Here is a 13,180-nt window from a genome sequence, read left to right on the forward strand (position 1 = left end):
TTTAATGTTTAATTAATTTAGCGATCGCTTCTAATAACTGAACCTCGTTGTAGGGTTTAGTAAAGTATTGAATCGCTCCTAACTCTAATGCCATCTGGCGATGTTTGAACCCACTACGAGAAGTCAACATGGCAACGGGAATAGAAACCCATTGAGGATGAGATTTCAGATTTCGCAGTAGTTCAAATCCGTCCATCCGGGGCATTTCAATATCGGCAATGATTAAATCGCAGTTTAAACCTTCCTCTAATTTAGATAAAGCGTCTTGACCATCTTTGGCTTGCGCGACTCGGTAACGGGCGCGAATTAGCGTCAGCGAGAGTAACTGCCGGATGGTGTAAGAGTCATCGACGACCAAAACTTGGGGTTGAGAACTTCCTGTCGGGGCAAGTAGTGGCGTGCCATGCCGCATCCCCAAATCTGATTTATTATCAACTGAAATTGTTGTGCCGCTTTGAGTATAAAATTGCCCGATTAGATCGTCCACATCTAAAATCGTCACCACCTGACCATCTCCCATAATCGTGCAACCAACGATCCCGCGAGGCTTTGAGAGAGGAAGCGGTAGGGCTTTTACCACGACTTCTTGTTGACCAATGAGACGTTCCACTACTACAGCTAGAACGCCTTCACTAGCAGCTAAAACCATTACCGGGATATAGTCCTGGGCAATTGGGTCGGGAGAGGGGCCGTCGGGATGGGGGACACTATAGTGGAGTAATTCTTGCAAACGCACCAGGCGGATAAATTCTTCTCGCCACCACAACATGGTTTGCGTCCCAGCCATTTGAATCTGATGCCCTTGAATGTGGAGAATCTCCTCTACGGCGTCTAGAGGGATTGCCACCGTATTGCGATCTGCCTTGACCATTAAGGCGTCGCTAATCGACAGCATGAGTGGTAGCTTCAGGATAAAGCTAGTGCCTTTGCCCGGTCGTGAATCTACTTTGACAGTCCCCCGTACCTGCCGCAGATTAGTGCGAACCACATCCAGACCGACCCCCCGACCAGAGAGTTCCGTTACCTCTTTGGTGGTGCTAAAACCAGGCCAGAAGAGGAATTCGTAGAGGTCGGCAATCGACAGTTCGTTGGCTTGTTCGGCTGCTACAAAGCCACCTGCCACGACTTTGGCGCGGATGGCTTCCGGGTCAATTCCCCGTCCATCATCGGTGATGGTAATGATGGTTTGTCCGCCTTGGTGAAACGCTTCAATTTCGATTTGACCGCTGGGGGGTTTCCCAACGGCTAGACGGGCTTGGGGTGGTTCGATGCCGTGATCGAAGGCATTTCGCACCAGATGCACTAGGGGGTCGCGCAGGGCGTCTAGCAGGCTTTCATCAATGGTGGTGTCTCGTCCCAGGAGGAGGAGATTGACTTCTTTGTTGTGGAGGCGACACAGATCCCGCAAAGCGCGGGGTAGGTGATCGACCGCCCGACTAAAGGGGACGACCCGCAGTTGCATGACGCGCGATCGCAATTGGTCGGTGATGCGGCGTAGTTGATCGGTGCTGCGTTCAAATTTCACCGCTATTTCGTCAATTTTAGTTCCCGAAAGCGCGATCGCTTCGGTAGTTTCAATAACAGATTGAGCGGTGGAGTGAAATTCTGTATATTGATCTAATTCCAATAAGTCGAAGGTCGAAGGCAAAGATTTAGTAAAAGCAATTGTGGTTTTTACGCGATCGCTTTTGCTATTTTCAGTGCTAAGGCGGTCATACTCTTCTCTAAGCTGACTTCCAAATTGATTTAAAGCTACAATACTCTTCCGAATGCGTTTCGCTTCAGTGCGTAGTTGAACTTCTTGTAGTTCCAAATTTGTCCGGTTAATCACTAATTCGCCCACCAAATTCACCAATTCACTTAGGCGTTCTAGGTCTACGCGAATCGTCGGGCGTTGCCAACCTGTGGAGGAAGAAACAGATGAGGGATGAGGGCTGAGGGCTGAGGACTGAGGGCTGAGGACTGAGGGTTGAGGGCTGAGGGCTGAGGACTGAGGGCTGAGGGCTGAGGACTGAGGGCTGAGGGCTGAGGGCTGAGGGCTGAGGACTGAGGACTGAGGACTGAGGGCTGAGGATTGAGGGCTGAGGGCTGAGGACTGAGGGCTGAGGGCTGATGAGAAAGGTGTAGAGGAATCCTCAACTGGTACTTCTTGAGTGGAGACTGCTGGTTCCTCAGTCCTGAGTCCTTTCCCCTCAGTCCTATTAGGTACTTCTTGAGTGGAGACATCTGGTTCCTCAGTCCTCAGTCCTTTCTCCTCAGTCCTATTAGGTACTTCTTGAGTGGAGACATCTGGTTCCTCAGTCCCTCAGTCCTTTCTCCTCAGTCCTCAGTCCTTTCTCCTCAGTCCTCAGTCCTTTCTCCTCAGTCCTCAGTCCTTTCTCCTCAGTCCTCAGTCCTTTCTCCTCAGTCCTCAGTCCTTTCTCCTCAGTCCTCAGTCCTTTCTCCTCAGTCCTATTCAAGAGTTGTATAGTAATGGCTTCTCCTTGCAATAGCTGAGTGCGGGCAGATTGCAAGTTTTGGGCAATTTCCCATCCCTGTTTTTGGAGAAGTTCTACACTCAGATGGGGGGTATCAATTAAAGCTCTCAAATACTCAGCAATTTGCCCAAATTCTGACAGTTGCAGCATCCCGGCTACCCCTGAAAGTTGGTAATAAATTTGGTTGAGAGTCGCAACTGTTCGATCTAGAGTTTCTGATTTAACTTGAGAAAGTTCCGTTTCCAGATGGTTGAAAACGGGAAGTAAATCTTGTTCAAAAATCTTTTTAATAGTTTGCAGGTTCGCCCGACTGTTAAGAGTAACATTACTGGAAGCAGTCGGTTTGGTATACTGAGTTTCTAGCTGGGCTAGAATTTGGGCGATCGCTTCCACTTCAGCTAAAGAGGTTGCCTGCACCGTCTCTACATTATCTTTGCCTTCCGGCTGACAGACTTGGTTAGCAATGGTTCTCAGGAGATCGACCCCTTGTAGTAAAGCGGTAATCGTCGTTGGATTGATTTGGGATAAATCGGCGCGATCGCGCAGAATTGCAAAGCCATCTTCCAAGCAATGAGCCGCTGTTGATAAGGTTTCAAAACCAAACATCAAAGCCGAACCTTTTATCGAGTGGGCAACTCGAAATAGGTTGTTAACAGCTTGCGATCGCGCTTCAACTTCACTACTGCTTTCTATCACTAAAAGATTGGCTTCTAGTGCTTGGAGAAATTCTTGAGTTTCGGTTACAAAAATACCGATTAATTCATTAAAATCATCCGAATTCATATTCTTCTCCTTGAAAGCAGCCAGCCTTTAGCTAAAAATTACCCTTTGGGAGGGGCACAGCACAGAAAAAGCCCCTACCTCTGGAAATGAAAAATCTCTGACTGCTCATTGCGAACGGAAGTTTGTCACTGAACTTTGGAGCTTATTCACAACAACAGCTAACCCATCAAGCGAATTAGTTACGTCTTCTGCTTTTTGGGCAGTATTCGTAGAAATCGCGCTCACCTGTTTGACACTCCCGGCAATTTCTTCTGCCGAAATTGTCTGCTTTTGAGCAGCACGAGTAATATTTTGCACCAAAGCATTAATTTCGCGGCTGACTTCAATAATCGCAATCAGATTCGTCTTAGCGGCTGCGGCAATATGCGTTCCTTCAACAACTTGTTGAGTACCAGATTCCATAGCCCTCATCACCCGACTAATTTCATCTTGAATTGTTTTCACAATCTCCGATATTTCTTCGGTTGCTGAGGCAGAGCGTTCTGCTAGCTTGCGAACTTCCTCTGCTACGACTGCGAAGCCTTGCCCTTGTTCTCCGGCGCGTGCTGCTTCAATTGTCGCATTTAATGCTAGCAAGTTTGTTTGAGAAGCAATTTGAGAAATAGATGTGACAATTTTGCCAATTTGTTGCGACCCTTCGCCTAAACGTTTCATCATTTTTGAAGTTTCGGCAATGGTTTGGCGGAGTTCATTAATTCCATCAACCGTGCGGTCTACCGCTTGTCCTCCCATTTCCGCTGTCGTAGCAGCTTGCTGTGCCACTTGTTCGGCTCGTTTTGCAGCATCTGAGACATCTTTAATCGAGTTGAGCATCCGCTCAAGTTGTTTTAAGGTGGACTCAATTTGCAAGGCTTGGGTGCGAGCTTGCTGTGCTAGTTCGTTGGTGTTACCAATCGATGCAGTTGTGGCTTGATTGGCTTGTGCGGCTGCATCTTGGATATTAATGACCACTTTCCGCAAAGAGGCGACAAGGTAGTTGAAAGAGTCTGCTAATGCTCCTAAGATGTCGTTGGTGACTTGAGCTTTAACAGTTAAATCTCCCTTGGCTGCGCCCTTAATTTCACCCAAAAGCTTGACGACTTGTTGAGTTAAAGAATCTGCCTCTGCTTTTCGCTCTTCTGCTAATTTTATCAGGCGCTCAGCCGCTTCTTTTTGCTGGGTAATGTCGAAGCGAATCCCGATATATTTGACAATATTGCCATTGGTGTCAAAGATGGGGGAAACTGTAGTGTCAACCCAATAAAAAGAACCATCTTTACGCTTATTTTTGATCTCTCCTTTCCACACGCCGCCACGAGAAATGTTAGCCCAGAAGTCTTGGAAAAAGGATTTAGGATGATAGTTAGAGTTGATGATGCGATGGTTTTGTCCAATTAGTTCTTCCCGGCTGTATCCAGAGATTTGGCAAAACTTGTCATTGACATAGGTAATGTTTCCTTTTAAGTCAGTTTCGCTGACAATCGCTGATTCATCAAGGGCATTTTGCCGGTTTTTCAGTTCTTGCAGCAGGCGTTCCTGCTCCTTAGCTAGTTGTTGCAGGCGTTCTTGGGCTTGCTTGTCGCTGGTGACGTTGCGACAAACAATCGCTCCGCCTTTGAGGACACCGTTTTCGTCTTTCAGGGTTCTGCCATTAACTTTTACCCATAAACCTTCCGGCATACCAGGATGACGAGTAAACATCTCTACGTCGTCAACGGCTTCGCCTCGGATTGCCTTTGTCATCGGTAAATCTGCGTTTGGGTAAACTGTCACGGTATCGGGCAAAAACAAGCCAAATTGCGTTGACCATCGATCGGGGGAGATATCTGTTGAACCCAAGCCGAACATTTTCTCCGCAGCGGGGTTGAACAGTAAAAACTTTCCGGTTTCATCGGCGACGATGACTCCCTCGCCCATGCTGTTGAGTACCAATTGCAAGATAGTGGTTTGCTGCCGTAGTTCCGCAGAGGAACGCGCCAAATCTGCTGCGGTTCGCTGTAATTCTGCTTCCGCTTGTTTGCGATCGCTGATGTCGGTACAGACGCCAACCCACTCGCGGATGCTACCATCTTCTACCAAGACGGGAATACCGCGAACCCAGAAGTAACCATAGCTGCCATCAGCGGCTCGGATGCGATACTCAGTCTGGTAGAGACTTTTGGTTTCAATGGCTTTAGACCAGATATGGGCAGTGCGATCGCGATCTTCTGGATGCACGGCGTCCAACCATCCCCAACCTTTCACCTGTTGCTCGCTTTGACCTGTAAAAGCTCTCCAAGTTGGCATATCAACAACTTGTCCTTGGACGTCTGTCGTCCAGACTATCTGCGAGGTGGCGACGATCAATGAGCGATACCTTTCCTCACTCTGACGGATGGCTTCCTCAGCAGCTTTGCGCTCAGTAATGTCATTGTTGATTTCTAGGATCGCTTTAGGCTGACCGGATTCCTCCCGTTGCAATGTCCAGCGACTGGCGACAACGATCTGTGTGCCATCGCGCTTGGTGTGGATGAGTTCTCCTTCCCAACGTCCATCGTGCAGACACGCGGCTTTGATTTCCTCTAAGGGTTGGGGAAAGACGGTTTGCAAAAATGTGTGGATGTATTGTCCTACAGTTTCTTCCTTCTTCCAGCCGTACAGTCTTTCTGCGCCTTGATTCCAATAGGCAATTTTATCGTCGAGATCCCGAAGCAGAATGGTGTCATTAGCTAAATCCAGCATTTGCACCTGTTGCTGCAATGCTTCTTCTGTCTGCTTGCGTAGCGTAGCGTGCCGCAGGCTTTCGCTAATGTCGGTGGAGATGCCGCACAGGGCATAAGCAGCTCCTGTAGAATTCTTCAAGGGAAACTTCACTGACAGGTAGGTGTGGAGTCCGTCGTCTTGAGGCACAACCTCTTCGAGTTCTAAGGAAGTTCCGGTTTCGAGTACCTTGCGGTCATTGGCACGGAAGGTGTCAGCCATCTCTTTCGAGAAATAATCGTAGTCGGTCTTGCCGATGACCTGCTCTTTGGTTCTGTGGAAGAGGAGTTCATACTGGCGGTTGACCAGAATATAACGACCTTCCATGTCTTTGAGATAGATGACTGCCGTGTAGTTGTCCAGAACTGCCTCTAGGCGTTCTTGACTTTCCCTGAGCGCTGCTTGTGCCTGCTTGCTCTCAGTGATGTCACGGGCAATGCAGTACATCAATTGATTTTCACTGGCAGCGTTCGCAGTCCACGCTAACCATCGGTAGGAGCCATCTTTACACCTGTAGCGATTTTCAAAATATAGCAGCTCTGAACCAGCAGCCAGTTTTTCGGCTTCGGCTAAGGTCACTTCTCGGTCATCTGGATGGACAAAATCGATAAACGGTTGAGCCAAAAGTTCCTCTATTTTGAAGCCGAGGGTCTTTTCCCAAGAAGGGTTGAGGCGCTTGAAGGTGCCATCAAATCCGATGATACACAGCAGGTCAAGGGAGAGGGTAAAGAAGCGATCGCGTTCTTCATTCGCATCCGTTAATTCTGCCGTGCGCTCATCGATGCGTTGTTCGAGTTCTTGATTGAGGGTGCGAAGTTCCGCTTCTGCCCGCTGGCGTTTAATATCAATGGCATTCAGGTTTCGAGAATTCCACCAAATCAGAACGGCAAAAACAATAATATTCAAGATACCCAAAACCGAGATGGCGATCTCGGTTTCCAAAGACTTCGCCCGGTACCCGGCTAAGATTAACCAACCTAAAAGTGGCGGAATCCCAAGTACAGCCGGTGACATCCGCCGAGCCATCATACCCCCCGCATTCTGGCTGGTGACAACTGCCATCACCCCTCGATCTGGACGAGCAAACAGAATGCCGGTGCTAAGAAGCGCAAATCCCACTGCTGCGTGCAAGGCCATTTGGGTATATGAGCTAATCCCGTAAAGAGATTTCACACCATAAATGTAGCCCAGCACCCCCAGCAAGGCGACTGATAATGCCGCTAAGCTAAGAATTTGGGCGGCTTGGTAGTTGATATAGGGGCCGAGAAACAGCAGTAGAGCCACACCCAGCATCAGAAAATTTAAGGCGGTATTGGGAGCCATCCGACCTGGGGATGAGGTGCCAAAGGTGTCCGACGCCTTGAACAGAAGTTGGTCAATGCCGAAGTCCCACCCCAAAACATACTGCATCAGCGTCAGCAACCCGATGACCAGGACGATCCCGGCAAACCATTGTCCCCAGCGGCGCTTCGACTCGTCAGCGGGATAACGGTGCCACAACCACAACGATGTACCGCTGAGGATAAAACACGCGGCGGCGTTCGCTTTCATCGTTACCAGCCCCGGCAAGAGGCTTTTGAGGACGGGAATGTTAAACATCCAACCTAGGATGACCGCACAGCCGATTGCAATGACTGCAATACTGGCTTTTTTAGAAAGAGTTTGGAGTGATGGGGTGAGGTCGCTAGACTGAGGCACCTCTATCTGCTGATATGAACTTTCCATCTTATGGCTCCGGCAATATTGATTTACCAGCGATCTGAATGCGCGATCGCTTCTACATCCACAATCATGAGTAAACGCCCCTGACAGTCATATAAGCCTCGCAGAAAAGGAGCCAGTTCCTCACTCACCTCTGCTGCTGAGACAATTTGATCGGGATCGAGAGATAGCACGCCTTCGACATGAGAAACTGCTAATCCCATCCGCATCGACGGGAGATTGATATCGCGCGGATCGGGCGCTTCTACGACTAAAATGCGACTCCGAGTTTGGTGACTTTCCACAGGTTCGGCACCCATGAACCGACCAAAATCTGCCACTGCCAGAATTTCCCCTCGCAGATTGGTTAAACCCAATAAAAAGGGAAGCGTATTCGGAACGGCAGTAATAGATTGATCGCCCAAAACCAGCACTTCTCTGACTGCCGTTAGTTCGACTGCAAACAGGCTCTTGTCTTGACCAAAGAGAACGAATTGGCGAGTCATAATTAATTAAAAATTAAAAATTAAAAATTGATGAATAATTGTAATTATAATTTTTAATTTTACATTTTTAATTTTTGATTCTTAGAGGAGGCGTCGCACCAGGTTAATAAACTGTTTCGGCTCAAGTGGCTTGCTTACATAAGCATCGGCTCCCAGCTCGATTCCCCAAGTTTTGTCAATCTCTGTATTTTTTTGAGTACAAAACACGACAGGTAAGTGTTTGGTTTCTTCGTTCTCGCGCAACTCCCGCACCACTTCAAATCCGTTCATTCGTGGCATAACCACATCCAATATCACCAGGTCGGGTGGTTTCTCCTGGATGCGAGCGATCGCTTCCTCTCCATCACTCGCTCTCTCCACTTCCATCCCCGCCTCTTGTAAAATTCGGCAAATCATCTCTAGTTCAGTCGGGACATCATCGACTACTAATATTCTCGACATCACAACCCTCACAAGTGTTTATTGTCAACTCGATTCTATCTGAGTTCATTCCTGCTCAAAAAGCCTCAGTATTTTTACTGAAAATCAACCTTACCAAAGTTCGTTTCCGCTCCAATAACTTCAGCTTTCTTGTTAAAATTTTGTTGCTTAAACTCACATCTTGCACCACCAGTGCGAATAGGATTCGCGGCTATGCAAACCAAGTTTCCCTGCGCGAACTAAGGTCAAATCAAGAGTTTTAAACCCGCGCATCATCCGGGTTTTGTATGTTTGGACGCGGTTGCAACCACCGACTTAAAAATGGTGCAAGATATGAGTTAAATATCCAATGACATTTAGTTAGTGCTTATAATTAAGTTATAAGCCTATTATCCTTAAAATTATAAAAACTAAATAAAATTACAGGATTTCGCCAACCCGAATTTTTAAATCTTCTTAATTTAAAGTAACCTTTTTTAGACTTTTGGAAACAAATCTTACGATTTCCAAATAATTCCCATTCACTTTTTTGATGCAACTAAAGAGAAAAGCGCGTTCTCTAAAAATTTTGATGCTTTACAGTTTGTGCGAGAGACGCAGCAGGCAGCTTAAGCTGGCGATAAACTCCACCACTTTTGCCAGAATGAGGAACGGGTAACTGTCGCCAGAGGACACGAATACTGAGGACGCCTAAAATCATCACGACTTAAGCAGACAATCGTGATGATTCTAGGCAAGATAAAGTGGATACCTGGTTTCAGCTTTCGATGGTATCGACCCAAGCGCTCTACTAAAGCTTCATTACTTTGACGGATAATTTTTACAGAATATAGCAATCCTATTTAAGTTGTGCGCGAGTATTCGCCTTAGCGTAGAGACGCGATTAATCGCGTCTCTACAGGGGTTTGCAAATCATTTAGGATTGCTATATCCCAGCACGTAACCAATGATGACCGCGCCGAGGACAGCAAGGAATAACTTCATCTGTATTCTCCTGCTGAGATATTTCTAGCAAAGCAATTAGGCTTTTTGTTTTCAGAATGATGTTAACTGAAAGGCACTGTTCACCTTAACTTTTTAACCGCTCCACAAACGCAGAGAACGATCAAAACTTTGTGTACCTTTGCGTTAGCGAAGCGGCGCGACAGCGCTTACCTCTGCGTTATTTGCGTTTAAAAACCGTCTAACGATAGTTATTAAATTGCAAAGCAACTGGAAAATCTTCCTGCTTCAAGCGTTGAATTACCAGTTGCAAGTCATCTTTAGATTTAGCAGAAACTCGCACGGCATCACCTTGAATTGAGGCTTGCACTTTTTTAATTTCGTCCCGAATTATTTTGGTGATTTGTTTAGCGATTTCCTGGCTAATGCCTTTACGCAGTTTGATTTCCTGACGAATGCGATTACCGCCAGCTGATTCAGCTTTGCCATAATCAAAGATTTTCAAGCTAAGGTTGCGCTTAGCGGATTTAATTTGCAGGATGGTATGAACAGCATCTAAGGTAAATTCGCTATCGGTGCTAATTGTAATGACCTCATCGCCTAATTCGAGGGTGGTTTTAGTGTCTTTGAGGTCGAAGCGGCTTTTTATTTCCCGCTCGGTTTGGTCTACGGCATTGACCAATTCTTGCCGGTCAAAATCGCTGACAATATCAAAAGAGTATGTAGAAGCCATAAAGAATCGTGAGTGGTTGGCTAATTGATATTAGAAGAATCGCTAATTGCTATTGGCAGAAAGGAGGCTGAGGAAAAATAAGGTGCCACTGCTCAGGGTACCGATGCCGAACATTAGCGATCGCGCGATTGGGACATTGATAATATAAAAAACGGAGTATAATAACCGGGCAGCAACGAAGGCGATCGCTGCCCCCGCCGCCAAGGGCGAATCTACACCTGTCACATAAGCCATCAAAGCTGCCGCCGCAAATATCATAAATGCTTCAAACGAGTTTTGGTGCGCCCAAGCGGCTCGTTGTCCGTAGGGAGGCAGCTTATCAAACATGGCACGGGGAGCCGCCGTATCATACCCCACAGTCCCACGGGCATAACCTACCACCAAAAAGGGGAGATAAATCAGAACAGCGGCTGCGGCAATGCAGTCGAGCAGAATAGCAGATACTGGGATCATAGTTTTATTGTAGAGACGCCAACGGTAGCGAAACGGTAGCGCTCTTAGCGCATCGCGTCTTTATTAATCAAAGTAGAACAGAGTCACCACTTTGCGTTGTTCTTCCGCATCCTGACAAGTTTTGAGCAGGGTGTGGCTGTCGTGAAACGCAAAACAGATTAGCTGCTGACACCGAGAAACTATCTCCTGATTGCATAGAGCGCTGGCTTCAGCCAGCGATAAATTGTCGTTTTCGGGACTTTCTACCAAATGCATCACCTGTTCCAGCTGCTCCCGCGATTCCCGTGGCTGACGCTCTAAGCTTTGGGGCAAAATCACAGTCAGCAGGCTAGAATCGGCTCGCATCGCCCCTCGGATGGCGGCTAAATTGGTTCCGGTGGCACCAGAGGTGATGAGTCGATTCCCGGTTAAAACCAAGGCATAGCTCATCATCTCAATTAGATTTTGATGGGTGATAGGAACGTGACGCGACCCCAGCAGGGCAATCCGTTTGGAACCCGTTTGCTGGATAGTCGCCAGTTCTTGCGCTAAGGCATCAAGCTTAGGAATGTCAATGGATTGGCTCAATGACGATTTCTGTCTGAACAACCTCGCTATTTTATCAGACCCGGATGACAACAGCGATGGAGTTTCCGTATCTTAGTTGCCCAGTTCTCAGTTCCATCAGTTAGCGAGAATTATTTGCACTTTTCTAAAAAGCTATGCTATACTGATAAATCGTCGGACGCATAGCTCAGTTGGTTAGAGCACTACGTTGACATCGTAGGGGTCACTGGTTCGAGTCCAGTTGTGTCCATTATTTTTTGCAGTGCCAAATAAAGTGGCAATCGACAACTGTACATTAACAAATAATTTGTCACTATTAACATTGAGTCGTTTCCTGGTGATTCGGTAGTGGTGAGTAAGCAGGAATGGGCAGAGAATGATTACAACTGCAATATCCGCCGAAGCGCCGATAATGCGCCACCACCGGAACCCCAGGATGTGAGGGCGCATTTGTTGGGGGAATTCCTAAAGCTAAGGTGGAAGGAAAGCGCCCTTTGTTAGAGGCGCATGGGTTTAACCCAACTAAGATTTTAGTGGAACGGAATTAATGTGAGCGATCGCATTGTTGGGATTGCACTAGCTATGAGCAGTAACGCTATTGTTTGGGGAAGATTGGTCTTTGGTTTATTGTGCTATGTAATAGTTGGCTTCTTATTTGCCTGGACTCCACTTTGGGCTGACGCTTTTGGGATGAATGAGGCTCTATCTAAGGGTAAGGCTCTAGCTTTGTCGAGAGCTAGTCTTATCGTTTTAGCTCTGACTTTAACTTGGGGTTTGGCTTGGACTAAGGTTGGCGTTATGAGTCGGGCTGAAAGTTTTGGTTGGGTTTGGATTTTAACTTGCGGCGTAGGTCTAGCTTTAGGTTTAGTTATGGGTGGGGGGATAACGTTAACTATAGCTTGGGTAATTGTGGTTGGTGTGGCTTGGGCTGGTGCTTGGAGCTTGGTTGGAGCGAGAAATCAATTACTCTTATCTTTCAGTCAGTTTCACACAGTTCTAATTTTGGCAGGAACCACAATTTTGGGATTGGGTTTAGGGGGATTAGTGCGTCAGATGAGTTCGCTCAACCCATAACTGATATTACAATAAAACAAAATTCGATAATAATCAAAAAAATTAGCGGCTTAATGTAGTAATGGTACAGATAATTCAAGCTGAAAAAGTCACGCTATATGACGAAAGAGAATAAATTTAAACTTCGATTGGCTACAGATGAGCAGTTATTTCAGGAGTGGAAAGGAGACTTACCTGAAATAACTGACTCTGACAAGCAAAAATTGGAGCGGGTAAAGGCTAGTTATTTTAATTTAGCCAAACGTCCGCTGCTGGAGGAAATAGTGAAAATGGTGGTGCTATCACCCCTATTGGATTTAGAGGGGTTTTATCTGCCACCCTTTTACAGCCAAAGTGAGGAATCGGTAGAGATTATTGACGAGGATGAGGGAGTTGTTATCCGTGGAAAAATTGATGTTTTGGTGATACAAGATCAATTTTGGGTAATTGTAATTGAATCTAAACGCGCCAAGTTTTCACTAGAGCCAGGAATTCCGCAAGCTTTGGCTTATATGTTGGCAAACCCTAACCCTGAAAAGCCACTGTTTGGCTTGGTAACGAATGGAAGTAATTTTATTTTTCTGAAATTGGTTAAGCAAGAGGTGCCGTATTATGCGTTATCGGATGAATTTACCTTAAGGCGAGGTAATGATTTGTATACAGTTTTGGGAATACTAAAGCGGCTAGGGCAGTTGTTGATTGAAGGCAATTAATAAATGGTCTGCGGTTGAGAATTGATGGGATAAGTATCGCGTGACTTTGCAGGATATTGAGGCTCAACGGGATGCGACGGCGAAGCAGTTGAGTGAGTTTTTGAGTGGGTTAGGGTATGCGTGAGACTCTGGTTA

Annotated in this window: 11 protein-coding genes, 1 tRNA gene and 2 pseudogenes; 3 read left to right on the forward strand and 11 right to left on the reverse strand. The window is 46.7% G+C overall.

Annotated elements, in window-relative coordinates:
• Nucleotide 1: 1 nt before the first annotated feature.
• The 11 genes and pseudogenes from ACFW2W_RS09865 to ACFW2W_RS09915 form a co-directional block, all read right to left on the reverse strand.
• A pseudogene (locus ACFW2W_RS09865) lies at nucleotides 2–1,843 on the reverse strand (response regulator); the annotation flags it as partial.
• A gap of 13 nt (nucleotides 1,844–1,856) precedes the next feature.
• Nucleotides 1,857–2,114 carry a hypothetical protein gene (locus ACFW2W_RS09870; RefSeq protein ID WP_378177178.1) on the reverse strand — a complete coding sequence of 86 codons (258 nt, stop codon included), beginning with the start codon at nucleotides 2,112–2,114 and terminating at the stop codon, nucleotides 1,857–1,859.
• A 183-nt stretch (nucleotides 2,115–2,297) separates the two neighbouring features.
• Complete coding sequence (locus tag ACFW2W_RS09875; protein ID WP_378176763.1) at nucleotides 2,298–3,260, reverse strand: Hpt domain-containing protein; 963 nt, start codon at nucleotides 3,258–3,260, stop codon at nucleotides 2,298–2,300.
• Between the two features lie 105 nt (nucleotides 3,261–3,365).
• Nucleotides 3,366–7,703 (reverse strand): PAS domain S-box protein, encoded by a 4,338-nt coding sequence (locus ACFW2W_RS09880; RefSeq protein ID WP_378176765.1) that lies wholly within the window; start codon nucleotides 7,701–7,703, stop codon nucleotides 3,366–3,368.
• Between the two features lie 23 nt (nucleotides 7,704–7,726).
• Nucleotides 7,727–8,185: a chemotaxis protein CheW gene (locus tag ACFW2W_RS09885; protein ID WP_378176767.1), complete on the reverse strand. Its 459-nt coding sequence runs from the start codon at nucleotides 8,183–8,185 to the stop codon at nucleotides 7,727–7,729.
• Nucleotides 8,186–8,266: 81 nt separating this feature from the next.
• Nucleotides 8,267–8,626, reverse strand: coding sequence for a PleD family two-component system response regulator (locus ACFW2W_RS09890; RefSeq protein ID WP_378176769.1), 360 nt, complete (start codon nucleotides 8,624–8,626; stop codon nucleotides 8,267–8,269).
• A gap of 538 nt (nucleotides 8,627–9,164) precedes the next feature.
• Nucleotides 9,165–9,305 (reverse strand): hypothetical protein, encoded by a 141-nt coding sequence (locus tag ACFW2W_RS09895; RefSeq protein WP_378176771.1) that lies wholly within the window; start codon nucleotides 9,303–9,305, stop codon nucleotides 9,165–9,167.
• 13 nt (nucleotides 9,306–9,318) lie between these two features.
• Nucleotides 9,319–9,447 (reverse strand): annotated as a pseudogene (locus tag ACFW2W_RS09900) (paraslipin); the annotation flags it as partial.
• A 341-nt stretch (nucleotides 9,448–9,788) separates the two neighbouring features.
• Nucleotides 9,789–10,280, reverse strand: coding sequence for a YajQ family cyclic di-GMP-binding protein (locus ACFW2W_RS09905; protein ID WP_378176773.1), 492 nt, complete (start codon nucleotides 10,278–10,280; stop codon nucleotides 9,789–9,791).
• 42 nt (nucleotides 10,281–10,322) lie between these two features.
• Nucleotides 10,323–10,733, reverse strand: a complete 411-nt coding sequence (locus ACFW2W_RS09910; protein WP_378176775.1) for an MAPEG family protein — start codon at nucleotides 10,731–10,733, stop codon at nucleotides 10,323–10,325.
• Nucleotides 10,734–10,796: 63 nt separating this feature from the next.
• Nucleotides 10,797–11,300, reverse strand: a complete 504-nt coding sequence (locus tag ACFW2W_RS09915) for a DNA recombination-mediator protein A (RefSeq protein ID WP_378176777.1) — start codon at nucleotides 11,298–11,300, stop codon at nucleotides 10,797–10,799.
• Nucleotides 11,301–11,455: 155 nt separating this feature from the next.
• Here ACFW2W_RS09915 and ACFW2W_RS09920 point away from each other — a divergent pair.
• The 3 genes from ACFW2W_RS09920 to ACFW2W_RS09930 all read left to right on the forward strand — a co-directional run bounded on the left by ACFW2W_RS09920 (nucleotide 11,456) and on the right by ACFW2W_RS09930 (nucleotide 13,045).
• Nucleotides 11,456–11,529 (forward strand) — tRNA-Val (locus tag ACFW2W_RS09920).
• A gap of 332 nt (nucleotides 11,530–11,861) precedes the next feature.
• Nucleotides 11,862–12,353 (forward strand): hypothetical protein, encoded by a 492-nt coding sequence (locus tag ACFW2W_RS09925; protein ID WP_378176779.1) that lies wholly within the window; start codon nucleotides 11,862–11,864, stop codon nucleotides 12,351–12,353.
• Between the two features lie 98 nt (nucleotides 12,354–12,451).
• Nucleotides 12,452–13,045: a restriction endonuclease subunit R gene (locus ACFW2W_RS09930; protein ID WP_378176781.1), complete on the forward strand. Its 594-nt coding sequence runs from the start codon at nucleotides 12,452–12,454 to the stop codon at nucleotides 13,043–13,045.
• Nucleotides 13,046–13,180 lie beyond the last annotated feature (135 nt).

The sequence above is a fragment of the Coleofasciculus sp. H7-2 genome (assembly GCF_042747725.1).
Taxonomy (GTDB): Bacteria; Cyanobacteriota; Cyanobacteriia; order Cyanobacteriales; family FACHB-T130; genus FACHB-T130.